Here is a 21834-nt window from a genome sequence, read left to right as displayed (position 1 = left end):
CGTGACCGGGTCACTCCCACTCGATGGTGCCCGGCGGCTTGGAGGTGATGTCGACGGTGACCCGGTTGACCTCGGCGACCTCGTTGGTGATCCGCGTGGAGATGCGCTCCATCAGGTCGTAGGGCAGGCGGGCCCAGTCGGCGGTCATGGCGTCCTCGCTGGTGACCGGGCGCAGCACGACGGGGTGGCCGTAGGTGCGGCCGTCGCCCTGGACGCCCACCGAGCGGACGTCGGCCAGCAGCACCACGGGCATCTGCCAGATGTCGCGGTCGAGGCCGGCGCGGGTCAGCTCCTCGCGGGCGATCGCGTCGGCCTGGCGCAGCACGTCGAGGCGCTCGCGGGTCACCTCGCCGATGATCCGGATGCCGAGGCCGGGGCCGGGGAACGGCTGGCGCCACACCATGGTCGACGGGAGGCCGAGCTGCTCGCCGACGGCGCGGACCTCGTCCTTGAACAGGGTGCGCAGCGGCTCGATCAGCTCGAAGTCGAGGTCGTCGGGCAGGCCGCCGACGTTGTGGTGGCTCTTGATGTTGGAGGTGCCGGCGCCGCCGCCCGACTCGACGACGTCGGGGTAGAGCGTGCCCTGCACGAGGTACGCCGTGGTGCCGGCGGCCGCTTCACCGAACACACGGGCCTCGGCGGCCTCGAAGGTGCGGATGAACTCGCGGCCGATGATCTTGCGCTTCTCCTCGGGGTCGCGGACCCCCTCGAGAGCGCCGAGGAACTGGTCCTCGGCGTCGACGACGTCGAGGACGTCGAAGACCTCCTCGAAGTCGTGGCGCACCTGCTCGGTCTCGCCCTGGCGCATCATCCCGTGGTCGACGTAGACACAGGTGAGCCGGTCGCCGATGGCGCGCTGCACGATCGCGGCCGCGACGGCGGAGTCGACGCCGCCGGACAGCGCGCAGATCGCGCGGCCCTCCCCCACCTGGGCGCGGATCGCCTCGACCTGCTCCTCGACGATGTTGAGCATCGTCCACGTCTGCCGGCAGCCGGCGATGTCGTGCAGGAAGTGCTCGAGGACCTGCTGGCCGTGCTCGGTGTGCAGCACCTCGGGGTGCCACTGGACGCCGGCCATCCGGCGGTCGAGCGACTCGAACGCCGCGACCGGGGTGCCGGCGGTGGCCGCGAGGACCTCGAAACCGCTGGGTGCGGCCGTCACCGAGTCGCCGTGGGACATCCAGACCGTGTGGCTGTCGGGCAGGCCGTCGAGCAGCGTGCCCTGGGTGCCGACGGTGACCGCGGTGCGGCCGTACTCCCGCGCCCCGGTGGCCGCGACCTCGCCGCCGAGGCCCTGCGCCATCAGCTGGAAGCCGTAGCACATGCCGAACACGGGCACGCCGGCGTCGAAGAGGCTGTTGTCCATGCCGGGTGCGCCCTCGGCGTACACCGACGACGGGCCGCCGGAGAGGATGATCGCCTTGGGGTTGCGCGCCAGCATCTCCGCCACGGGCACGTGGTGGGCGACGATCTCGGAGTAGACCCGCGCCTCGCGCACGCGGCGCGCGATCAGCTGGGCGTACTGGGCGCCGAAGTCGACCACCAGGACCAGGTCGTGCTCGGCAGGACTGTCGGGCGCCGTCATGGCGGCAGCCTATCGAGCGGGCCGCTCTCCTAGACTCGCGGCCGTGCCCGCGCCCACCTTCCTCTGCATCGGCGTGCAGAAGGGCGGCACCACCTGGCTGGCCCGGGCGGTCGGCCAGCACCCGCAGGTGGCGACGGGCCGCCGGAAGGAGCTGCAGTTCTTCAACCACCGCGAGGCCTACGACCGCGGTCTCGGGTGGTACGAGGACCAGTTCCGGGTGCGCCCGCGGCACCGTGCGGTCGGCGAGTTCACCCCCAACTACTGGTGGACCGAGGGGACGACGACCACCAACCACTACCTGGGCTCGGCGGGCCGGGTCGCGGCGGGGTACCCCGATCTCCGGCTGGTGGTCTGCCTGCGGCACCCCGTCGACCGGGCCGTCAGCGCCTACTTCCACCACATGTCGGCGGGCCGTTACCCGCCGTCGGTGGGGCTGCTCGGCGCGGTGGAGCGCTACCCCGACATCCGGGAGTTCGGCGACCACGGCACCCAGCTCGCGGCGTGGCTCGCGCACTTCCCGCTCGAGCGGTTCCTGTTCCTGGTCTACGAGGACGACATCCGGCCCGACGCCGCCAAGCCGGCGACCCTGCGCCGGGTCTTCGAGCACGTCGGCGTGCGTCCCGGGTTCGAGCCGGCCGACCTCGACCTGGCCCGCAACGAGCGCGGCAGCCACTTCGAGATCCGTCGGCGGCACGCCTCCCCCCGCGCCCGACGGGTGATGGAGGCGTTCCCCGAGCGAGCCCGCGGCTGGTCCCGCTGGACGATCGACGTCGCCGACGACGACCGCGCGGCCCTCGCCGCGCACTACCGGCCCGAGGTGGCCCGGCTCGAGGAGCTCCTCGGCCGGGAGATGCCCTGGGACCTCCACGGCTGACTCCCCCAGCACGCCTGCCCTGGCCGGGAAAAGCAGCAAGACCCCGCCGGGGAGGGAGGTTGGCGGGGCCTTGCGCGTCCACGCGGATGTTGGACATCGCCGGACCGTTGAACTCGGGCCTTCAGGAGGGAGCGTGTATCTCCGAGTTCGACAGTCTCAACGACGACCACCCCAACGGGTTACGCACCACCGGAAAAGATTTCCGAGACGGTCCACGTGGGCTGGACCACACCGGTCCCGTCGGCGGAATCCCGGGGCTCCGGGGCGGGTTGGCCCCGTGATCGTCCACCCGTCCCGACCTCGGAGGCACCCCGCCGTGAGCCAGCTCTTCTCCCCCATCACCCTGCGCGACGTCACCCTGCGCAACCGGGTGTGGGTGGCGCCCATGTGCCAGTACTCCGCCACGGACGGCGTGCCGGAGGACTGGCACCTGGTGCACCTCGGCTCGTTCGCGCGGGGCGGTGCCGGCCTGGTCATCACCGAGGCGACCGCCGTGGTCCCCGAGGGCCGGATCTCGCCTGAGGACACCGGGCTGTGGAACGACGAGCAGCAGGCCGCCTGGGCCCGCATCGTGACCTTCCTGCACGGCCAGGGCGCTGCGGCCGGCGTCCAGCTGGCCCATGCCGGGCGCAAGGCGTCGACGTACTCCGGCTTCACCGGGGAGCGCGGCGGCGTCGGCGACGCCGACGGCGGCTGGCAGCCGGTCGCCCCGTCGGCGGCCGCGTTCGCCGGGCTCCGCGAGGACCCCGCCCCCCTCGACCGGGCCGGTATCGACAGCGTCGTCTCCGCCTTCGGCGACGCCGCCGAGCGCGCCGTCGTGGCCGGCTTCGACGTCCTCGAGGTGCACGCCGCCCACGGCTACCTGCTCCACGAGTTCCTCTCCCCGCTGAGCAACCACCGCGACGACGAGTACGGCGGTCCGTTCGAGCACCGCGTGCGGCTGCTGCTCGAGGTGGTCGGCGAGGTCCGCGCCCGCGTGGGCGCCGGCGTGCCGGTGGTCGTGCGCCTCTCCGCCACCGACTGGGTCGACGGCGGGTGGAGCGCCGAGGAGACCGTCCGCCTCTCCGCGCTGCTGCGCGACGCCGGCGTCGACCTGGTCGACGTCTCGACCGGCGGCAACGTGGTCACCGACATCCCGGTCGGCCCCGGCTACCAGGTGCCGTTCGCGCACCGCATCCGCGCCGAGGCCGGCATCCCCGTCGGCGCGGTGGGCCTGATCACCGACCCCAAGCAGGCCGAGGACATCCTGGCCGACGGCTCGGCCGACGTGGTGCTCCTGGGGCGCGAGCTGCTCCGCGACCCGCACTGGCCCCTGCGGGCGGCGTACGAGCTCGGCGAGACCGACAGCGCGCTGTGGCCGGTGCAGTACCGCCGCGCCGCCGCGGCGTTCTGACCACTCGAGCCCGACCGGCGCGGTGCCCGATCGGGCACAATCATGGGGACACCCAGGGGGGCATCGGCGATAGCACCCCTGAGGATGAGGCGCGAACCGCCAGAAGTCTGGTACTTAATTTGGGGTATCTGGGCTGAAAGCCTAGTCAGGCCCTCCGCGTCATCCTACTTTTCAGGTACCGGAGCGGCCCTCGTCGGACCGCACGACCGGTGCGAAGGACACGATGCGCCGAGCTGGCGCACCTGCTGGGGGGCCGGCCACGCCGACCTCCCGACATGGTCAACACGCCAGGACACTCGGCGTCTCGGGGCGGCGATCGAGGGGACTTCATGACGCGCCATCCTGCTTCGACCTGGACCTGGCGGGGGTACGTCGCGGTGCTGGGCATCGCCACGGCACCCCCGCTGCTCGCTCTCTGGTCGGACGGCCGGCCCGGGTCGATCAGGGCCGCGGTGGTCGCCGAGGTGACCATCGCCGTGCTGGTGCTGCTGGCCGGGCTGGCCGCCTACATCCAGTACCGGTTGACCGACGACCTGGCGATGGGCTGGCTGAGCCTGGGCGCGGCGGTCGTCGGCGCGCGGTGCCTCGGGGTCGCCACGTTGCACAGCGGCACCAGCGACGCACACCTCAACCAGGCCGACTGGCTCGTGCTGGCCGACCTCGCCGCGATCGCGGCGCTCACCGTCCTCACCCGGCTGCGGTGCCGGACCCTGGACCCGATCGTCCCCGGTGCGGTCGTGGCCGCCGCCCTGACGGTGCTCTACCTCGTCGTCCCCGAACGGCTCCCCACGGTCGACGTCGACGACCGCCTGGCGCTGGCCGGGCACGTCCTGGTCGTCCTGGCGTGCGCGTCGGTGGCGGTGCACGCCGTCCGCGCGCACGGCCTCGCCTACGGGTCGGTGCAGCCCGCCGTGGCGTTCGCCCTGCTCACCGTCAGCCAGGTCGGGACCGCCCACCGCACGGGGTCGGACGTCGCCGGCGTGGCGCTGGCCGCGGCGGCGGTCGCGGGCACGGCCCTGCTGGTCGGCACCACGCTGGGCCGGCTGCGCTCGGCCATCCGCGACCAGGCCGAGTACTTCGACCTGGTGTGCCGACGGCTGGCCCTGGCCCAGGAGACCCTGCGCGACCAGCAGGAACGGCTGCACGAGGTGGCCAACAGCATCGCCGGGATCGCCTCGGCCTCCCACCTCATCCACGACGGCGGCGACCTGGCCACCCCGCGACGACTCCGGCTCGAGTGGATGCTCGACCGGGAGTCGGCCCGCCTGGCCCGGGTGCTGACCCACCAGCCGGCGTCGCCGCCGGCCGCCACCCCCGACCTCCCGCCGGAGCCCGACCAGCGCGGGTCGGCTCCCCCCGATCCGTCGGCGTCGCGGGCACCCGTCTCGCCCGTCGACCTCGACCTGGTCCTCGAACCGCTCGTCATCGCCCACGAGGCGGTCGGTCACCCGGTCGCGTGGCGGCCGTCGGGCCTGACCGCGACGGGGAGGGCCGACGACATCGCCGAGGCGGTCAGCATCCTGCTCGACAACACCCGCAAGCACGCTCCCGACGCCGACGCCGAGCTCTCGGTCCGGGTCGGCGCGGACGACACCGTCTGCATCGTCGTCTCCGACGACGGCCCCGGCGTCAGCGGTGACCTGGGTCCGGAGCTGTTCGCGTGGGGCGGCCGCCGCCGCGAGTCGCTCGGCCAGGGCATCGGGCTGAACCTCGCCGAGCGGCTGCTGCACGGGCTCGACGGCTCCGTGGCGCTCGTGCCCACCGCCGTCGGCACCACCTTCGTGCTCACCCTGCCGTCCGGTGCCCCGACGCACGCGCCGACCGCCTCGCCGGCGTTGGTGGCACCATGACGCGTGCCGGCGTGGCAGGCACCCGCGTCCTGCTGATCGAGGACCACGCACTGTTCGCGGAGTCGCTCGAGATCACGATGTCGATGGAGGGCTACGACGTCCGCCGGCTGCCCGTGCCGATGTCGGCCGCCGGGACCGCGAAGCTCCTGACCACCGTCGGACGCCTGCGGCCCCGCATCGTGCTCCTCGACCTCGACCTCGGCCCGTTCGGCGACGGCACCACCCTGGTCAACCCGATCGCGCGGATGGGCGCCAACGTGGTGGTCGTGACGGCCTCGACGGAGCCGGCTCGCTGGGGTGAGTGCATCCGCAACGGGGCCCGCAAGACCATGTCGAAGACCCAGCCGCTGCACGACATCCTCAGCGTCGTCCGCCGCATCAGCAACGGGCTGCCCGTGATGGACGTCGAGGAGCGCGAGGAGCTGCTCGAGCACTGGCACAGCGAGCGCCAGGACGTCCACGACCGGCGCCGCCGCGTGGAGAGCCTGACCGCCCGTGAACGGGAGGTCCTGGGTCACCTGATGGCGGGCCGCACGGTCCGCGACATCGCCCGGCTCGGTGTCGTCTCCGAGGGGACCGTCCGGACCCAGGTGAAGTCGATCCTCGCCAAGCTCGAGGTGAGCTCGCAGATCGCCGCGGTCGGGTTGGCGCTCAGCATCGGCTGGAACCCCCCGGTCGACCAGCACCGGATCCGGACCTCCTGAGTGGCGCGGCTCCGCACGGACGGCGCCGGGCGGCGGTGAGCCGAGGTGTACCTGTCGCTGCGCGACCGTCCGGCCGGTGCCGCTCCACCGCGTCCTGCGCAGGTCCCGGGACGACCCGTGGGCCGCACCGTCGTCGTCCTCGGCTTCGTCAGCCTGCTCACCGACGTCTCCTCCGAGTCGGTGGCGGCCGTGCTGCCGCTCTACCTCTCCGTCGTGGTCGGGCTCTCACCCGCGGCCTACGGGGTCGTCGAGGGTCTCTACCAGGGCGTCAGCGCCCTGGTCCGGATCGGCGCCGGCTGGACCGCTGACCGCACCCGGCGCCCCAAGTGGGTGGCGGTGGCCGGCTACGGGACCTCCGCCCTCGCCCGGGTGCTCCTGCCCCTCGCCACCGGGATGGCGGCCATCACGGCCGTCGTCACCCTCGACCGGGTCGGCAAGGGCGTGCGGACCGCCCCCCGGGACGCGATGATCACCGCCGACTCCGACCCCGACCACCTGGGTCGTGCGTTCGGGGTCCACCGCGCGCTCGACGGGGTCGGGGCGTTCCTGGGGCCCGTGATGGCGTTCGTGGTGCTGTGGTGGGTGCCGGGCGGCTACCAGTCGGTGATGGTGCTCTCCGTCGCCTTCGCGGTGATGGGCCTGGCGCTCCTGGTCCTGTTCGTGCCCCGGCAGACCGGGGCGGAGGCGGCGCCCGCCGGGACCGAGCGGATCCGCTGGCGGGCCTGCGCCACCCCCGGCCTGGTGCGCGTCTCCCTGGTGGCCGCCGCCCTCGGGCTGCTGACCGTCGGCGACGGGTTCGTCTACCTGGTGCTGCTCGAGTCGGGCGGGTTCGCCATCCACTGGTTCCCGGTGCTCTACGTCGCCACCAGTGCCGTCTACCTGCTGCTCGCCTGGCCCCTGGGGCGCGCCGCCGACCGGTGGGGCCGGGCGCGGGTCCTGGTCCTCGGGCACCTGGCGCTCGCCGGTGCCTACGTCGCGGCGGCGGTCGTCGCCCCCGCCGCGGTCACCACCGGCACCGTGGTCACCGTGGTGCTGCTCGGCACCTTCTACGCCGCCACCGACGGCGTCCTCGCGGCCGTGGCCGCTCGCGTCGTGCCGCCGCACCTGCGCGCGAGCGGCATCGCCGTGGCCCAGACGTCGGTGGCCGTCGCACGACTGCTCGCCGCGGTCGGCTTCGGGGTGCTGTGGGTCCTGGTGGGACCCGTGACGGCCCTGCTCGGCGTGGCCGCTGCCCTGGCCGTCGCCGTGCCGGTCGGCCTCGGCGCCGTCCGGACCCTCGACCGTCGGGACGTCGGATGACCGGTCGGAGTCGGGTGGCGGCCTTCGCCGCGCTCTCGGTCGTCCTCCTGGGCGGCAGCGGCGCCTACGTCGTCCAGGAGCGCGAGCAGGGCCGGAACCGCGCCCGGACGGCGCCGTCGGTCACCGTCGAGACGTCGTCGCCGGCCGACGGCCCGGTGGTGGTCTTCCGCCACACCGGGCTCGACAGCGAGACCGGGGTCGTCGCGACCGTCCCGCTGGCCGACCCGGGAGGGCCGCGCACCTTCACCGGCGTCGTGTGCGACCGGGTGGCGGCCACCCGCACCGAGCGGTCGTGCCTGCGCACGGGCCGCGGGGTGCTCACGTCGTACTCCGCGGTGGAGCTCGACGAGGCGTGGCGGGAGACCGGTTCGTCGCCGCTGCCCGGCGTGCCGAGCCGGACCCGGCTCTCCCCCGACGGGACCCTGGTCGCCACCACGTCGTTCGTCAGCGGCCACTCCTACCTCTCCCACGGCTTCTCGACCGCGACCGAGGTGCGCCGGACCGACGGCGTCGACCACGGCAACCTGGAGGAGTTCGCGCTGGTGCTCGAGGGCGAGCCGGCCCGCCCGCGCGACCGCAACGTCTGGGGTGTCACGTTCGCCGACGACGACCGCACCTTCTACGTGACCGTGGCGACCGGCGGGCGGACCTACCTGGCCCGTGGCGACCTCACCACCCGCACGCTCACCACGGTGGCGGCCGACGTCGAGTGCCCCGCGCTCTCCCCCGACGGCACCCGGGTCGCGTTCAAGCAGGCCGACGGACGCGGGTCCGACCGCTCCTGGACGCCGGCGGTGCTCGACCTCGCCACCGGCCGGCGGACCGTGCTCGACGGCGAGACCCGCAGCATCGACGACCAGGTGGAGTGGCTCGACGACGACACCCTGCTGTACGGCGTCCCGCGCCCCGACGAGCCCGGCGTCACCGACGTGTGGTCGCTCGAGACGACCCCCACCGCGACGCCGCGGCTGCTCATCGAGCAGGCCTGGTCGCCGAGCGTGGTCCGCTGACCCGCGCTCCGGGCGCAGCCGGGGCGGGGTCAGCGGCGTCCGAGGGAGCGCAGCCGCCAGCCGGCGGCGCTCCAGGCGGCCCGGTCGAGCACGTTGCGGCCGTCGAGGACGCGGCGGACCGCGACCAGCCGGCCGACGACGGCCGGGTCGAGGGCGACGTACTCGGGCCACTCCGTGGTCAGCAGGACCAGGTCGGCCCCGAGGACCGCCTCCTCAGGCGACCGGGCGTACTTCAGGTCGGGGCAGGACCGGCGGGCGTTCTCGACCGCCTGCGGGTCGGTGACCACGACCTCGGCGCCCAGCCGCCCCAGTCGCGCGGCGACGTCGAGGGCCGGTGAGTCGCGGACGTCGTCGCTGCCGGGCTTGAAGGCCGCCCCGAGGACGGCGATCCGCTGACCCGTCACCGCACCCCCGCACGCCTCGACCGCCAGCGTGACGAGCCGCTCCCGGCGGCGCAGGTTGATGTCATCGACCTCGCGCAGGAAGCCGACCGCGGCCCCCGCGCCGACCTCCTCGGCGCGGGCCCGGAAGGCCCGGATGTCCTTAGGCAGGCAGCCGCCCCCGAACCCGAGGCCCGCACCGAGGAAGGCCGGCCCGATCCGGGCGTCGCGGCCGATCGCGTCGGCCAGGGCGACCACGTCACCGCCCGTGGCCTCGCAGACCTCGGCCATCGCGTTGATGAAGGAGATCTTGGTGGCCAGGAACGCGTTGGCCGCCACCTTGACCAGCTGGGCGGTCGTGAGGTCGGTCTCGACGAGCGGGCACCCCCGCTCGAGGACGACGGCGTAGACCTCCCGCAGCACCGTCCGGGCGTGGTCGCGGTGCTCGTCGTCGGCCAGCCCGACCACCAGCCGGTCGGGGTCCAGGGTGTCCTCGACGGCGCGTCCCTCCCGGAGGAACTCGGGGTTCCAGGCCACCGTGGCACCCGGCGCCCCGGCCACGACCCGGTCGTGCAGGCGTTCGGCGGTGCCCACCGGGACCGTCGACTTGCCGACGACCAGGTCACCGGGCCGCAGGTGGGGCACGAGGGCCTCGGTGGCCGCCTCGACGAAGCGCACGTCGGCCGCGCCCGAGCCCGGCCGCTGGGGGGTGCCGACGCAGACGAAGTGCACCCGTGCCCCCGCGACGGCCGTGGGGTCGGTCGAGAAGCGCAGCCGGCCGGTCGACCGCGCCCGGAGCAGCAGCGCGGCCAGCCCGGGCTCGTAGAACGGCGGCGTGCCCAGGTCGAGCTGCTCGACCTTGTCCTGGTCGACGTCGACCCCGACCACGTCGTGGCCGAGGACCGCCATCGCCGCGGCGTGCACCGCTCCGAGGTAGCCGCACCCGACGACCGAGACGCGCATGGCCGGCCCCCTCACGCGCCGAGGGCCTGCGCGCCGTGGGCCGCCGGGAGCGGTCCGCGGCCGAGCACGAAGCGCTGCAGCTCCTCGTCGTCGTCGACGTCGACGAACGCCGTCCCCGGAGCTGTCCGGGGGACCTCCTGGCGGTCCCGCCCGGTCAGCCGGTCGTACACGCCGACGTACGCCGAGGCCTGCGGGCGCCAGTCGAGCACCTCGCTGGCGCGGGTCCGCGCGGCCCGCGCCAGTCGGCAGCGCAGGTCCGGGTCGTCGAGCAGCCGCTCCACGGCATCGGCGAACGCACCGACGTCACCGGAGGCCACGTAGAGGCAGGCGTCCGCGCCGGAGACCCGGGTCTCGACCAGGTCGAAGGCGACCGAGGGCAGCGCGTAGGCCATGTACTCCATCGTCTTGTTCATCGTCGAGACGTCGTTGAGCGGCGTCTTGCGGTCGGGTGACAACCCGACGGCGGCGGCGCTGAGCCGGGTGGCGATCTCCGCCGGCCCCACCCGCCCGGTGAACGTGACGACGTCGTCCAGCCCGAGCTCGTGGGAGCGGGCGACCAGGTCGTCGTAGCAGTCACCGAAGCCCATCAGCACTGCCTCGACGTCGTCGCGGCCACGGCGCCGGACCAGCTCGTCGAGCACCTCCAGCACGACCTCGACGTCGTCCTGGGGGCCCATGATGCCGAGGTAGGCCAGCTGGTGCCGCCGCGCCGGGCCGCTGCCGGGCGCCGGCAGGACCGGGCGCATCGTCCGGGTGTCCGGACCGCTGCGCACCACGGTGACGTCGGCGGGATCGACCTCCCCCCGCTCGACCGCGACCCGCCGGTAGGAGGCGTTGGTCGAGATGACGTGGTCGGCGGTGGCGTAGGTCCGGCGCTCCAGCCAGCGCAGCAAGCCGAGCTGGGCCCGGCCCACCCGGCCCTCGGGCTCCCCGAACCGCGAGAGGAACAGCTCGGGGTTCAGGTCGTGCTGGTCGTAGACGAAGCGCACCCCGCGCCGCTTCCACAGCCGGGCCAGCGCCCAGTAGGTGTCCGGGGGGTTGCAGGCCTGGAGCAGCTGGAAGGGACGCTCGCGCCAGACGCGCCGCGAGAGCAGGGCCGTGCGCGCCCAGCTGTAGGTGAACTCGACCAGGTAGCCGAGGACGCCCGACGCCGGCGGGGCCGGGTGGTACTTGTGCACCCGGACGCCGTCGATCGTCTCGCGGGCCGGGTCACCCGGACCCCGCGGGCAGATGACGGTGACGGCGTACCCCGCCGACCGCAGGGCCTGGCACTCCAGCCACACCCGGCGGTCGAGGGGCACCGGCAGGTTCTGCACGATGACGAGGACGTGGGCGGAGCCTGCGGCGCTGGGCATGGGCTTCATGTCCCTCACCCTGGGAGGCCGCCGGACCCGTGTCGTGGGCCCGTTTTCGGCTATCCCCAAATTTCGGTCAGGGCCGCACCTCGCCCCCGTCGTCCCACACGTTGCCGCTCCACTGGTTGCCGGGTGCGGACCGATCGAAGTCCAGCACCGGGGCGTACGCCCCGCACCGGCCGGTCCGGCCACGGGAGAACACGTTGTCGAGGAACCGGATCGCCGTCGCCTGCTGCGAGTACGGCTTGCCACCCGAGGAGCCTCCGTAGGCGCAGGTGCCGCCGGTCGACGGCAGGAACAGGTTGTCCTGGACCAGCACGTCACGCACGGCACCGAAGTCGCCGTACCCGGTCAGGCCGGCGGAGCAGCCGGCGTCGGGCGGGACGTCGGGCGCGTCGCAGGCGATGGTGTTGCCCACGATGGTCGAGCCGGCCCCGACCCGGATGCCCGACTCGTGGTGGACGCCGGTCTCGTCGGTGAACTGGCCGTGCACCCACGAGTCGCGGACGACGCAGGCCATCCAGCAGTTGATCGAGCGGTTGCCGCCGGTCACCTCGACGCGCGTCGCCACGAAGTCGCGGGAGCCGATGCCGGTGCCGGGACGGTCGCCGACCCGGACCTCGCTGTCGGTGATCGAGAAGGACCGGCCGCCGGTGTTCTCGTCGTTGCCGACAGTGCCCTCCACGACCGAGCTGCGGATCTGCACGCCCGATGCCCGGATCTCCAGGTTGCACCGCACGGTCCTGGCCTCGATGACGGTGCCGGACTGGGTGATCGTGCAGGGACCGGTGTACGGCGTCAGCACGGTGCCCGCGGGCACGCCCGTCGAGGCGGCGTCGGGGTGGGTGCCGCCCGGCTCGGGTTCCGGCTCGGGTTCCGGCTCGGGTTCCGGCTCGGGTTCCGGCTCCGGTTCGAGGGTGGGCTCGGTCGTCGGCTCCGTCGTCGGCTCCGTCGTCGGCTCGGTGGTCGGCTCGGTCGTCGGCTCGGTGGTCGGTTCCGTGGTCGGCCCGGTGGTCGGTCCAGAGGTCGGCGGCTCGGAGGACGGGGGCCCGCTCGGGTCGGGACCCGGGGTCGGCGAGCCGTCCTCGTCCGGCACGAACCGGACGTCGACGTAGTAGTTGGAGTCGCGGAAGGTCTGCGTCGGGAAGCCGCCGTCGCGTCGGGTGTAGACCCCCCGCCACGCGGTGAGGTCGCGGTGCACGACCGGCCGCTGGGGCGAGAGCGCCCCGTTGTCGCCGGCGTAGCGACCCCGGGGTGCGTCGTACGACGCCACGTAGCGCCGGCCGGGCTCGAGCCGCACGGGCTCGGAGAGGGTGGCGCTGACCCAGCCGGTGCCCGGGTCGTCCGCGAAGTCGGCGGTGGCCAGGAGCGCGCCGGCCGACGACCACAGGGCGCCGTCCTCGAGCAGGACGTCGCGACTCCCCCGGTATACCTCCACCGCGGTGACCACCCCGGCCTGTGCCGTGGAGAAGCTGACGCCGAGCGTGGCGGCGGTGCGGTCGCGGTCGACCGGCGAGTCGGGCACCACGTCGGCGGCGAACATGCCGTAGCCCGGCGTCGGAGCGGCGCCACGCCCCGGGTCGTGCCGGGCGGTGGCCGCGAACGCCGCGACGGAGCCGGCGACGACGACGGCCGCGACCAGCACCGACAGGACCGCCGGCCGGCGACGGCGGGTGGGCGGGACGGGTCCCCGGTGCGCGCCGCTCACGGGCGCACCGCCCCGCCGCCGACCCAGCGGTTGCCGCGCCAGACGTTGCCGGGCGCCGAGCGGTCGAAGTCCATGACCGGGGCCCAGTAGCCGCACTGGCCGGTCCGGCCGCGCTGGAAGCGGTTGTCGAGGAAGCGGATGCTGGCCGCGTCGTCGGAGTAGGGCTTGCCGCCCGAGGACCCGCCGTAGGCGCAGGTGCCGCCCGTGGTGGCCAGGAAGAGGTTGCCCTGGACGAGGTTGTCGCGCACGGGCCCGAAGTCGCCGTACCCGGTCATCGGGGCCGAGCAGCCGGCGTCGGGCGGCACGTCGGGGGCGTCGCAGGCGATCCGGTTGGCGACGAACCGGCCGCGGCTGCCCATCCGGATGCCGGACTCGTGGGTGCGGCCGCTGCGGTCGGTGTCCTGGTCGTGCACCCAGGAGCGTCGTACGGTGCAGGACCGCCAGCAGTTGATGCTGCGGTTGCCGCCGCGGATCTCGGAGCGCACGACCCGGAAGCGCACCTCGCCGACCACGGTGACCAGGTCGGTCGACCCTCCCGGGGAGGCGTCGACGGTCGAGCGCTGCAGCCGGAAGGAGGAGTCGCTGCTGCCGGAGTTGTCGATGCTGCCGACGACGTAGGAGTGGCGGATGACGACGTTCGCCGCCCGGATCCGCAGGTCGCAGCGGATGGTCCGACCGACGAGCCGGGTGCCGTCGCGGGTGATGGTGCACGGACCGCGGTAGGGGCGCAGCCGCATCCCGTCGGGCACGCCCGTGGTCGCCGCCGTCGCCACCCGCGGGAGCGCCGGGCGTGCGGGCCGCTCGGCGGCGGACGACGGCGGGTCACCGGGGCGCGTCTGGGCAGGCGCTGCCGAGAGCAGCGTCACCAGGATCACGAGCACCGTGGATCCCGCCGCGGCGAGTGCGACCGCGGGGAGCGGCGCTCGGCGCCGGGGTGGGGTGGCCAGGGGCGGATTGGGCATGGGGCTCCGGCCCGGTCGCACGCCGAGGGCACGCGCTCCCGAGCGACGTCGTACGGCGTCCACGCACCGGGGCGGCCCGCGGAGCGGGGCCGCGTTCGGCCCCTCCCTCGCGATGGACGGTAGCCACGCGGCGGCACCCGGGACACGCCCGCGTCCCTCAAGTTGGGGACGCGCGCACGGGCTCGCGCCGGTGGACGACGTCGGCGGCGAGCGTGAGGTTGGCGACCAGGGCGACCGTCGCGGGGTCGGGCCGGACGTCGCCGGCGACCACGCGCTCGAGCCAGTCGGGGCGGAGCAGGCCTGCCCGGCGTACCGGCTCGAGCAGCTCGGGGTGGCGGCGCCAGTGCTCGGCGACGAGGTCGCTCAGCACCGCCCCGCCGGCCGGCGGGCGGCGCCCGCCGGCGAGCCGTTGGGCGGCCTTGCGGCCCGTCCTCGCGGCCAGCGCGCGCCCGCGGTGGACGACGGAGGGCCACCCGTCGTCGACGTGCTCGCGCGGCGAGGGCCGTCCGTCGAGCGGCAGGTCGGCCAGCCCGGGGTCGAGGGCGACCGAGAGCCGCCCCAGGAACCGGGAGTGCCGCTTGTGCTCGGGGGCCAGCGCGGTGACGGCACCGACGAAGCGGTCGTCGAGCATCGGGTTCGCCACCGCCGTCCGGTCGCAGACCGCGGTCTCGGTGGCGCCGGCCCAGCGCTGCATGCGCTGCTCGACGTAGAACCGGTCGGTGGCCGCGAGCCAGGGGTCGCCGGAGGCGGCCAGCCACCGGTGCACCTCGTGGTGGGCCACGGCCCGCGACCAGTCCGCGAAGTCGGGGCGCAGCGCCTGGTCGTCGACCGCCTCGTTGGCGAACATCCGCCAGGACGCCAGCCGGTCGGCGCGCCGACGGGTGACCGGCGCTCGGTCGTGCCCGCCGAGGTAGTAGAAGCCGCGGGCGATCTCCCCGCCCAGGCCCGAGAGCCGGGCACCGGGCTGGGCGCGCGTCTCGGCCAGGTCGAGGGCGGCGCGGGCGACCGGGTCGGCGACCAGCTCCAGGCGGCCGGCGGCCGCCGTGGTGAGCGCCCACGCCCGAGCCGGGTCGAGCTCGTCGAGACCGTCGAGCCGCAGCACCTCGTGGCGCAGTCCCTCGCGGCGCGCGAGGTCCGCGGCGAGGGCGACGTCGGGGCTGCCCGGGACGCCGAGCGTCATCACCCGCAGCCCGCGGCGCCGGCGGGGCTCGATGGCGGACAGGAGCAGGCGAGAGTCCTGGCCGCCGGTCAGCTGCAGCACCGGGTCGGGGTGGTCGTCGAGCCAGCGGCCGAGGTAGCCGCGAAGCAGGTCGCGCGTCGCCGTCACCGTCGCGTGCAGGTCTGTCGGTCGCTCGTCGGCGGGGCTGCGGACGTCGACGCGCTCGGCCAGGCCGCCGCGCAGCGTCAGCAGCGAGCCGGCCGGTACCTGCTCGACCCCGGTGAAGAGCGTGCGTCGTCCGAGCTGCCACCCGAGCCGGCACTGCACCGCCACGGCGTCGAGGTCGAGGCCGGTCCCGGTGAGCGCGGCGAGGACCCGGGCCGAGGTCGACAGGGCCACCCAGCCCGGACCGCGGCGCTGGTAGAGCTGGCGCATGCCGAGGGGGTCGACCGCCGCTCGCAGGGTCTCGTGGTCGCGGGCCAGCGCCGCGAACGGCGGCAGCATCCCGGCCAGCACCCCGGGCCGGGGTTCCAGGAGGGCACGCCGGACCTCGGCGACGTCGAGCGCGCGGTCGTGGCAACGGACCTCGCGGCCGAGCACGAGGGTGTCGGCGGTCCCGGGCGGCGTCGCGGCACCCCAGGTCGCCAGCGCGAGTCCGCCGTGCCGGGTCCGGCGGGTGTCGTCGGCGACCCCCTCGAGGCCACGGTCGAGCAGGTCGTCGACGACGTGCTGCGCCCCGGGGGCAGCCGAGAGGGCGAGGACCCCGGCCGGCGGGTGGCTGCCCGTCACGATCAACCCGACCGCTCGGCGACGAAGGCGGCCAGGCTGCCGACGGTGGCGAAGACCTCGGCGGTGAAGTCCGCGTCGTCGACGACGATCCCGAACCTGCTCTCGAGGGCGACGGCGAGCTCGAGCACCGAGAGGGAGTCGAGCTCGGGCAGGTCGCCGAGCAGCGGGGTGCTGGCATCGACGAGGTGGGCACGGTCCTCGATGCCCAGGGTGCGCACCAGCACGGTGCGCACCTCGGCGACGGGGATGACGGTCTCGGTCTCGGTCTCGGTCACGGGGTCCTCCAGGTGTGGGTGGTGGGAGTGGGCGGGTGGAGCGGTCGTCTCAGAGGAGGACCTCGGCCGGGGCCGGGTGGCCCAGGAACTGCTGGGGGCTGGCCGTGCGTCCGTAGGCACCGGCCTGGAAGACCACGACGAGGTCGCCGACGTCGGCGGGTGGCAGCTCGACGGCGTGACCGAGGACGTCGAGCGGCGTGCACAGGCAGCCGACCACGTCGACGACCTCGACCTCCGGCTCGCCGCCGGCGTCGTGCGCCCGGGCGGCGGTGCCGATGGTGAGCGGGTAGTTGCGCCGGATGACCTGGCCGAGGTTGCCGGACGCGGCGAGCTGGTGGTGCATCCCGCCGTCGACGACGAGGTAGGTCCGCCCGCGCGACACCTTGCGGTCGACGACCCGGGTCACGTAGACGCCGGCCTCGCCGACCAGGTAGCGGCCCAGCTCCATCACGACGTGCGCGTCCGGCTGGGCCGTGCGCACCCGCGTCTCGACCAGTCGCCGCAGCGGTGCGCACACGTCGTCGAGGTCGAGCGGCCGGTCGCGCTCGGCGTACGGGATCCCGAGGCCGCCGCCGACGTTGAGGTAGCGGACCGGCGCGGGCAGCCGGTCGGCGAGCGCGAGCAGGAGGTCCACGGTGCGTTCCTGCGCCTGCCGGACCAGCTCGGAGCGCAGGTTCTGCGAGCCGGCGAAGAGGTGGAAGCCCTCCACGGCGAGGTCCAGGTCGGTGAGGAGGAGCAGGAGGTGCGGCACCTCCTCGACGTCGACGCCGAACTGCTGCGGACCGCCACCCATCCGCATCCCCGAGCCCTGGACGGCGAAGTCGGGGTTGACCCGGACGGCGACCCTCGGACGGACCCCCACCCGCTCGCCGGCCTCGAGCACCCGGCCCGCCTCGCGGGGCGACTCGAGCTCGACCAGCACGCCGGCGGCGACGGCGCGGGCGAGCTCGGCGTCGGTCTTCCCCGGTCCGGCGAAGCTGACCCGCCCCGCAGGCGTGCCGGCGTCGAGCGCGACGGCCATCTCGCCGGCGGAGGCCACGTCGAGCCAGTCCACGAGCCCGGCCAGGTGACCGACCAGGGCCGGCATCGGGTTGGCCTTGACGGCGTACCCGAGCTCGACCGCACCGCCCAGCCGCGCGCGCAGGTCGCCGACCGTGGCGCTCACCGCCGCCCGGTCGTAGGCGAAGAAGGGAGTCGAGCCGACCCGGGCGGCGAGCCGTTCCACGGGGACGCCGCCGACCAGCAGCTGGCCCTCGGCGGTCCCGAGGCGCTCGACGTGGCGCCGGGTGCCGTCGGCTGCCGTGCGGTGGTCGAGCGTGCTCACGAGACCTCCTGGCGGAGCACCAGGCGGTCGAGCTTGCCGTTCGGCGAGCGCGGCAGCCGCGGGCGGACGCGGACCTCGCCGGGCACCATGTAGCGCGGCAGCCGGCGGCGCAGGTCGGCCTGCAGGGCGCCGCTGGTGGCGAGGTCGGACTCGCCCTCGGAGCGCGGGGTGACGAAGAGGACGATCCGCTGACCGAGCCGGTCGTCGTCGACACCGAGCGCCACGGCCTCCCCGACCAGGCCGCTGTCGTGGACGGCCTCCTCGACCTCGGTGGGGCTGACCCGGTAGCCGGAGGTCTTGATCATCTCGTCGCGGCGCCCGACGAAGTACAAGAAGCCGTCCGCGTCGGTGCGCACGGTGTCGCCCGACCAGACGGCCAGCTCGGGGGTCCGCCACCGGGCCACGGTGCCGGGCAGCGGCCGGAAGCGCTCGGCGCTCCGCTCCGCGTCGTTCCAGTAGCCCAGGGCGACGAGCGGCCCGCGGTGCACGAGCTCGCCCTCCTCCCCGGGGCCGGCGGGGGTCCCGTCGGGACGCAGGACCAGGATCTCGGCGTCCGGCACCGCCTTGCCGATCGAGCCGGGACGGCGGTCGACCTCGTCGGGGTCGAGGTAGGTCGAGCGGAACGCCTCGGTGAGCCCGTACATCAGGTAGGGCCGGGCCTGCGGGAACAGCTCGCGCATCCGGGCCAGGGTGGCGCTGGGCAGGCGGCCGCCGGTCGTGGCGACGTACCGCAGCCGGACGCCGTCGTCGGGCCAGGCGGTGGCGACGAGCTGGGCCCACAGCGGGGGTACGGCGGTCAGCCCGGTGACGCCCTCCTCGACGCAGAGCCGGACCACGTCGACGGGCGCCAGGTAGTTGATCAGCACCACCCGGGCGCCGACGGCGAACGCGGTGGTCAGCTGGCTGAGTCCAGCATCGAAGCTGAGCGGCAGCGCCGCCAGGACCACGTCGTCGGGACGGTGGCCGAGGTAGCCGCTCACGCTCTCGGCGCCGACGAGCAGGTTGCGGTGGGTGAGCACGACCCCCTTGGGCGGCCCGGTGCTGCCGGAGGTGTAGAGGATGGCGGCGATGTCGAGGTCGACCCCGCGGTAGGGCGGGTCGTCGGCGGCGGCCCCGACCGAGACGGCCTCGGCCCACGGCACCAGCACGGCCCCACCCGCGTCGAGGCGGCTGTGCCCGGTGTCGTCGACGAGGACCACCGTCTCGACCCGGCCCACCGGTCCCGGGTCGGACGCCAGGGCCGCCCACCGTGCGCCGGTGGTGACCAGCAGCCGGACCTCGCAGTCACCGAGCACGTGCCGCACCTGGGCCGGCTTGAGCGCGGGGTTGACCGGCACGAACACGCCGCCGGCCGCGGAGGCGGCGAAGAGGGACTCGACGGTCTCGATCCTCTTGTCGAGCCAGATCCCCACCCGGTCGCCGCGCGCCAGCCCGAGGCCGCGCAGGCCGGCGGCCAGGAGGCGCACCCGGGCGGCCAGCTCGTCGTAGCGCAGGGTCGTGCCGCGGTCGGTCACGGCCGGCCGTGCGGGGTGGCGGGCGGCCTGCTCGTCGATCAGGTCGTGCAGGTGGACGCGCATGCTGGTCTCCTCACGGTCGGGTCACGGGGTGGGGTCACGGGGTCGGGTCCGGTGCTCACCACGCCACCAGGGCGAGCTCGCTGTAGAGCCCGTCGAGGTCGGCGACCGCCTCGCGAGGGAGGTCGGCGCGCACGAGCTTGGGGCGTGGGTGGCGCAGCAGCACCGAGCCGACCGGCCGCGCGCCACCGATCCGGAGCTCGACCAGGGTGAACGGCAGCCCGCGGGCCAGCAGGTGGCGGCCCAGGTCGTGGCGGCACCGCTGCAGCAGCGTCGGGTGCGAGACGTGGAGCAGGCTGGCGAACAGCCGCACCCGGCGCCGCCGGTCGCGGCGGTAGACGACGTAGCAGCACTCCCCCGTCGGTGCCTCGAGCAGCACGTGGTGGGCGGCGCGCGCCCGCCGGTGGTCGCGCAGCAGGACCCGGCCGGCGTCGTCGAGACGCTGCTCGATCTCGTCGAGGTCGGTGTGGACCCGGGCGCGCCGCGGACCCGGCAGGTTCGCCACCAGCGCCGTCGTGGTGTCGAGGTGGTGGAACCGCAGGCGCTCGTCGATGGCGACGACCGAGCCGCTCGGCGAGAGGTCGGTGAACACCAGCCCGCGCTGGGCGAGCACCGCGCGCAGCAGCCGCAGGCCGTGGACGCGGTAGGGCTCCAGCACGCACCAGGCGCCCAGGTTGCAGGTCCGGACGGTCCCGGTGGCGAGGGGACGGTCGGCGTAGAAGGCGAGCTGGACGCCGACCAGCTCGTCGCCGGCCAGGAGCCGGAAGCCGTGGTTGGGCGCGTCGACCGGCCAGGTCGGCACCGCCGCCGCGGCCCAGTCGTCGGGGCTCAGGCGGGCGTTGAGGTGGCGGTGCAGGAACGCTCCCGTCGCCGGGAGGTCCTCCGCCCGGACCGGCGCGACCCGGACCGTGCCGTCAGCGAGCATGGGCCGACCGTAGGGACGGATGCTGCGGTCGCCCCGGCCATGGCCCGGCGCGTATCCAATCCTGGGGACGCACCCGGCGCCGGCCCGCGACGGACGGGACGGCGTCCCAGGCTGCGGTCATGACCCGCATCGATCCCCCGACCAGTGCGCGCGCGAGCGTCGTCATCGCCGCCCACGACGAGGAGGCCGTCATCGGCCGGAGCCTGACCACCCTGCTCGCCGACGCGACACCGGGTGAGCTCGAGGTGGTGGTGGTGGCCAACGGCTGCACCGACCGCACCGCCGACGAGGCGCGCACGCACGGCGGGGTGCTCGTCCTGGAGACCGCGAGGCCCGGCAAGACCGGGGCGCTGCGGCTCGGCGACCGGGCGGCGACGGCGTTCCCCCGCGTCTACCTCGACGCCGACATCCCGGTCGGCGCCGACGTGGTGCGGACCCTCTGCGCGGCCCTGACCGGTCCCGACGCGCCGCTGGTGGCGGTGCCGGTGCGACACGTCGACGTGACCGGGCGGCCCTGGCCCGTGCGCGCCTACACCGCGGTGCACCGCCGGCTCCCCGTCTTCGAGCGGGGTCTGTTCGGGCGCGGCATGATCGCCGTCTCGGCAGCCGGGCGGGCCCGCTTCGAGGAGTTCCCCGACGTGGTGGCCGACGACCTGTTCCTCGACGCGCTCTTCTCCGACACCGAGCGCGTGCAGGTCGCCGGGATCGCCACCGTCGTGGCCGCGCCGCTGCGCACGGCCGACCTGGTCCGCCGACTGGTCCGGGTGCGGCGCGGGAACGCCGCCCTGCGCCGGGCCGGCCCGAGCCCGGCGACCGCCCTCCCGGGCGCCCGGGTGCGCCCGCCCGACCGCGCGGCGTGGCTGCGCGAGGTGGTCCTGCCCCGGCCGTGGCTCGTCCCCGCGGGCGTCGTCTACGCCGCCATCACCGGCTGGGCCGCGGTCCTGGCCCGGCGCACCCCGCCCCCGGGCGCGGCCGCCTGGGGCCGGGACGCCTCGACCCGGGTGGGGCCGACCGACCGGTGAGGCCGGCACCCGCGGACCCGGCGCCCCGCGTCAACCTCTGCTTCCACGGCATCGGGACGCCGGGGCCCGAGCGCGAGCCCGGCGAGTCGGCGTACTGGGTCTCCGAGGACCTGTTCCACCGGGTCCTCGACGAGGTCGCGGACGACCCGCGGGTGCGGCTGAGCTTCGACGACGGCAACGCCTCCGACGCCGCCGTGGCGCTGCCGGCGCTGCTCGAGCGCAGCCTCCGGGCCACCTTCTTCGTCCTGGCCGGGCGCCTCGACGAGCCCGGGAGCGTGACCCGCGACCAGGTCCGGGTGCTGCACGACAGCGGGATGACCGTCGGCACCCACGGTCACGACCACGTCCCGTGGCGCGGCCTCGACGAGCGCGCCCGCGAGCACGAGCTCGGCTCCGCCCGCACGACCCTGGAGGCCGTCACCGGCTCCCCGGTCCTCGACGCCGCGCTGCCGCTCGGCCGCTACGACCGCCGCGTGCTCGCCGCGCTGCGCCGCCGCGGCTACCGCAGCGTGCACACCAGCGACCGCCGGTGGGCCCGCGACGGGGCGTGGCTGCAGCCCCGGTTCAGCCTGCGCTCCACCGACACCCTGGACGACGTCCGCCGCGAGGTGCTGCTGCCGCCGCCGTGGCACCGCCGCGCCCGCGGCGAGCTGGTCGGCCTGGCCAAGCGGCTGCGGTGACCC

Annotated in this window: 18 protein-coding genes; 8 read left to right on the top strand and 10 right to left on the bottom strand. The window is 75.1% G+C overall.

All coding sequences use genetic code 11. The features are described from left to right. Nucleotides 1-10 precede the first annotated feature (10 nt). A complete protein-coding gene (gene guaA, locus AC4MBH_RS12845) occupies nucleotides 11-1585 on the bottom strand; it encodes a glutamine-hydrolyzing GMP synthase (protein WP_491795275.1) in 1575 nt (524 codons plus the stop codon). A gap of 43 nt (nucleotides 1586-1628) precedes the next feature. Here guaA and AC4MBH_RS12840 point away from each other — a divergent pair, with 43 nt between their 5' ends. The 6 genes from AC4MBH_RS12840 (at nucleotide 1629) to AC4MBH_RS12815 (ending at nucleotide 8715) form a co-directional block, all read left to right on the top strand. Then, entirely contained in the window at nucleotides 1629-2459 is an 831-nt protein-coding gene (locus AC4MBH_RS12840) for a sulfotransferase family protein (protein WP_491795274.1), read from the top strand. A gap of 316 nt (nucleotides 2460-2775) precedes the next feature. After that, nucleotides 2776-3852, top strand: coding sequence for an NADH:flavin oxidoreductase/NADH oxidase (locus AC4MBH_RS12835; RefSeq protein WP_491795273.1), 1077 nt, complete (start codon nucleotides 2776-2778; stop codon nucleotides 3850-3852). A gap of 329 nt (nucleotides 3853-4181) precedes the next feature. Further along, nucleotides 4182-5702 carry a sensor histidine kinase gene (locus tag AC4MBH_RS12830; protein WP_491795272.1) on the top strand — a complete coding sequence of 507 codons (1521 nt, stop codon included), beginning with the start codon at nucleotides 4182-4184 and terminating at the stop codon, nucleotides 5700-5702. An 11-nt stretch (nucleotides 5703-5713) separates the two neighbouring features. Then, on the top strand, nucleotides 5714-6406 hold the full coding sequence (locus AC4MBH_RS12825) for a LuxR C-terminal-related transcriptional regulator (RefSeq protein ID WP_491795271.1): 693 nt from the start codon (nucleotides 5714-5716) through the stop codon (nucleotides 6404-6406). 117 nt (nucleotides 6407-6523) lie between these two features. Beyond that, nucleotides 6524-7705 carry an MFS transporter gene (locus AC4MBH_RS12820; protein ID WP_491795270.1) on the top strand — a complete coding sequence of 394 codons (1182 nt, stop codon included), beginning with the start codon at nucleotides 6524-6526 and terminating at the stop codon, nucleotides 7703-7705. Next, complete coding sequence (locus tag AC4MBH_RS12815) at nucleotides 7702-8715, top strand: TolB-like translocation protein (RefSeq protein WP_491795269.1); 1014 nt, start codon at nucleotides 7702-7704, stop codon at nucleotides 8713-8715. Before AC4MBH_RS12820 ends, AC4MBH_RS12815 begins: the two co-directional genes overlap by 4 nt. A 29-nt stretch (nucleotides 8716-8744) precedes the next feature. On the opposite strand, the gene AC4MBH_RS12810 is transcribed toward AC4MBH_RS12815, so the two are convergent. The 9 genes from AC4MBH_RS12810 to AC4MBH_RS12770 form a co-directional block, all read right to left on the bottom strand. Continuing rightward, a complete protein-coding gene (locus AC4MBH_RS12810; protein WP_491795268.1) occupies nucleotides 8745-10058 on the bottom strand; it encodes a UDP-glucose dehydrogenase family protein in 1314 nt (437 codons plus the stop codon). 11 nt (nucleotides 10059-10069) lie between these two features. Continuing rightward, a complete protein-coding gene (locus AC4MBH_RS12805) occupies nucleotides 10070-11422 on the bottom strand; it encodes a glycosyltransferase family 4 protein (protein ID WP_491795267.1) in 1353 nt (450 codons plus the stop codon). Nucleotides 11423-11489: 67 nt separating this feature from the next. Then, nucleotides 11490-13121, bottom strand: a complete 1632-nt coding sequence (locus AC4MBH_RS12800; protein ID WP_491795266.1) for a DUF4082 domain-containing protein — start codon at nucleotides 13119-13121, stop codon at nucleotides 11490-11492. Beyond that, nucleotides 13118-14083 (bottom strand): hypothetical protein, encoded by a 966-nt coding sequence (locus AC4MBH_RS12795; RefSeq protein WP_491795265.1) that lies wholly within the window; start codon nucleotides 14081-14083, stop codon nucleotides 13118-13120. Before AC4MBH_RS12795 ends, AC4MBH_RS12800 begins: the two co-directional genes overlap by 4 nt. Nucleotides 14084-14240: 157 nt before the next feature. Beyond that, complete coding sequence (locus AC4MBH_RS12790; RefSeq protein WP_491795264.1) at nucleotides 14241-16031, bottom strand: asparagine synthetase B family protein; 1791 nt, start codon at nucleotides 16029-16031, stop codon at nucleotides 14241-14243. A 2-nt stretch (nucleotides 16032-16033) separates the two neighbouring features. After that, nucleotides 16034-16306 (bottom strand): acyl carrier protein, encoded by a 273-nt coding sequence (locus tag AC4MBH_RS12785; RefSeq protein WP_491795263.1) that lies wholly within the window; start codon nucleotides 16304-16306, stop codon nucleotides 16034-16036. Between the two features lie 49 nt (nucleotides 16307-16355). Beyond that, nucleotides 16356-17630, bottom strand: coding sequence for a pyridoxal-dependent decarboxylase, exosortase A system-associated (locus AC4MBH_RS12780; protein ID WP_491795262.1), 1275 nt, complete (start codon nucleotides 17628-17630; stop codon nucleotides 16356-16358). Beyond that, nucleotides 17627-19207 (bottom strand): acyl-CoA ligase (AMP-forming), exosortase A system-associated, encoded by a 1581-nt coding sequence (locus AC4MBH_RS12775; RefSeq protein ID WP_491795261.1) that lies wholly within the window; start codon nucleotides 19205-19207, stop codon nucleotides 17627-17629. Before AC4MBH_RS12775 ends, AC4MBH_RS12780 begins: the two co-directional genes overlap by 4 nt. Nucleotides 19208-19262: 55 nt before the next feature. Continuing rightward, a complete protein-coding gene (locus AC4MBH_RS12770; protein ID WP_491795260.1) occupies nucleotides 19263-20129 on the bottom strand; it encodes a hypothetical protein in 867 nt (288 codons plus the stop codon). 119 nt (nucleotides 20130-20248) lie between these two features. Here AC4MBH_RS12770 and AC4MBH_RS12765 point away from each other — a divergent pair, with 119 nt between their 5' ends. Together AC4MBH_RS12765 and AC4MBH_RS12760 are read left to right on the top strand one after the other, a co-directional pair. After that, nucleotides 20249-21151 carry a glycosyltransferase gene (locus AC4MBH_RS12765; RefSeq protein ID WP_491795259.1) on the top strand — a complete coding sequence of 301 codons (903 nt, stop codon included), beginning with the start codon at nucleotides 20249-20251 and terminating at the stop codon, nucleotides 21149-21151. Then, entirely contained in the window at nucleotides 21148-21831 is a 684-nt protein-coding gene (locus AC4MBH_RS12760; RefSeq protein WP_491795257.1) for a polysaccharide deacetylase family protein, read from the top strand. Before AC4MBH_RS12765 ends, AC4MBH_RS12760 begins: the two co-directional genes overlap by 4 nt. Nucleotides 21832-21834: the final 3 nt, after the last annotated feature.

It is taken from the genome of Nocardioides sp. WJ219 (assembly GCF_058559815.1).
This window is presented reverse-complemented; position numbering and strand designations above follow the sequence as displayed.

What these genes read in the sequence shown, in the direction of transcription:
- AC4MBH_RS12770 (WP_491795260.1), bottom strand. Translation starts at nt 20,129, where the DNA reads ATGCTCGCTGACGGCACGGTCCGGGTCGCGCCGGTCCGGGCGGAGGAC.
- AC4MBH_RS12765 (WP_491795259.1), top strand. Translation starts at nt 20,249, where the DNA reads ATGACCCGCATCGATCCCCCGACCAGTGCGCGCGCGAGCGTCGTCATC.
- AC4MBH_RS12805 (WP_491795267.1), bottom strand. Translation starts at nt 11,422, where the DNA reads ATGAAGCCCATGCCCAGCGCCGCAGGCTCCGCCCACGTCCTCGTCATC.
- AC4MBH_RS12815 (WP_491795269.1), top strand. Translation starts at nt 7,702, where the DNA reads ATGACCGGTCGGAGTCGGGTGGCGGCCTTCGCCGCGCTCTCGGTCGTC.
- AC4MBH_RS12830 (WP_491795272.1), top strand. Translation starts at nt 4,182, where the DNA reads ATGACGCGCCATCCTGCTTCGACCTGGACCTGGCGGGGGTACGTCGCG.
- AC4MBH_RS12795 (WP_491795265.1), bottom strand. Translation starts at nt 14,083, where the DNA reads ATGCCCAATCCGCCCCTGGCCACCCCACCCCGGCGCCGAGCGCCGCTC.
- AC4MBH_RS12775 (WP_491795261.1), bottom strand. Translation starts at nt 19,207, where the DNA reads ATGCGCGTCCACCTGCACGACCTGATCGACGAGCAGGCCGCCCGCCAC.
- AC4MBH_RS12810 (WP_491795268.1), bottom strand. Translation starts at nt 10,058, where the DNA reads ATGCGCGTCTCGGTCGTCGGGTGCGGCTACCTCGGAGCGGTGCACGCC.
- guaA (WP_491795275.1), bottom strand. Translation starts at nt 1,585, where the DNA reads ATGACGGCGCCCGACAGTCCTGCCGAGCACGACCTGGTCCTGGTGGTC.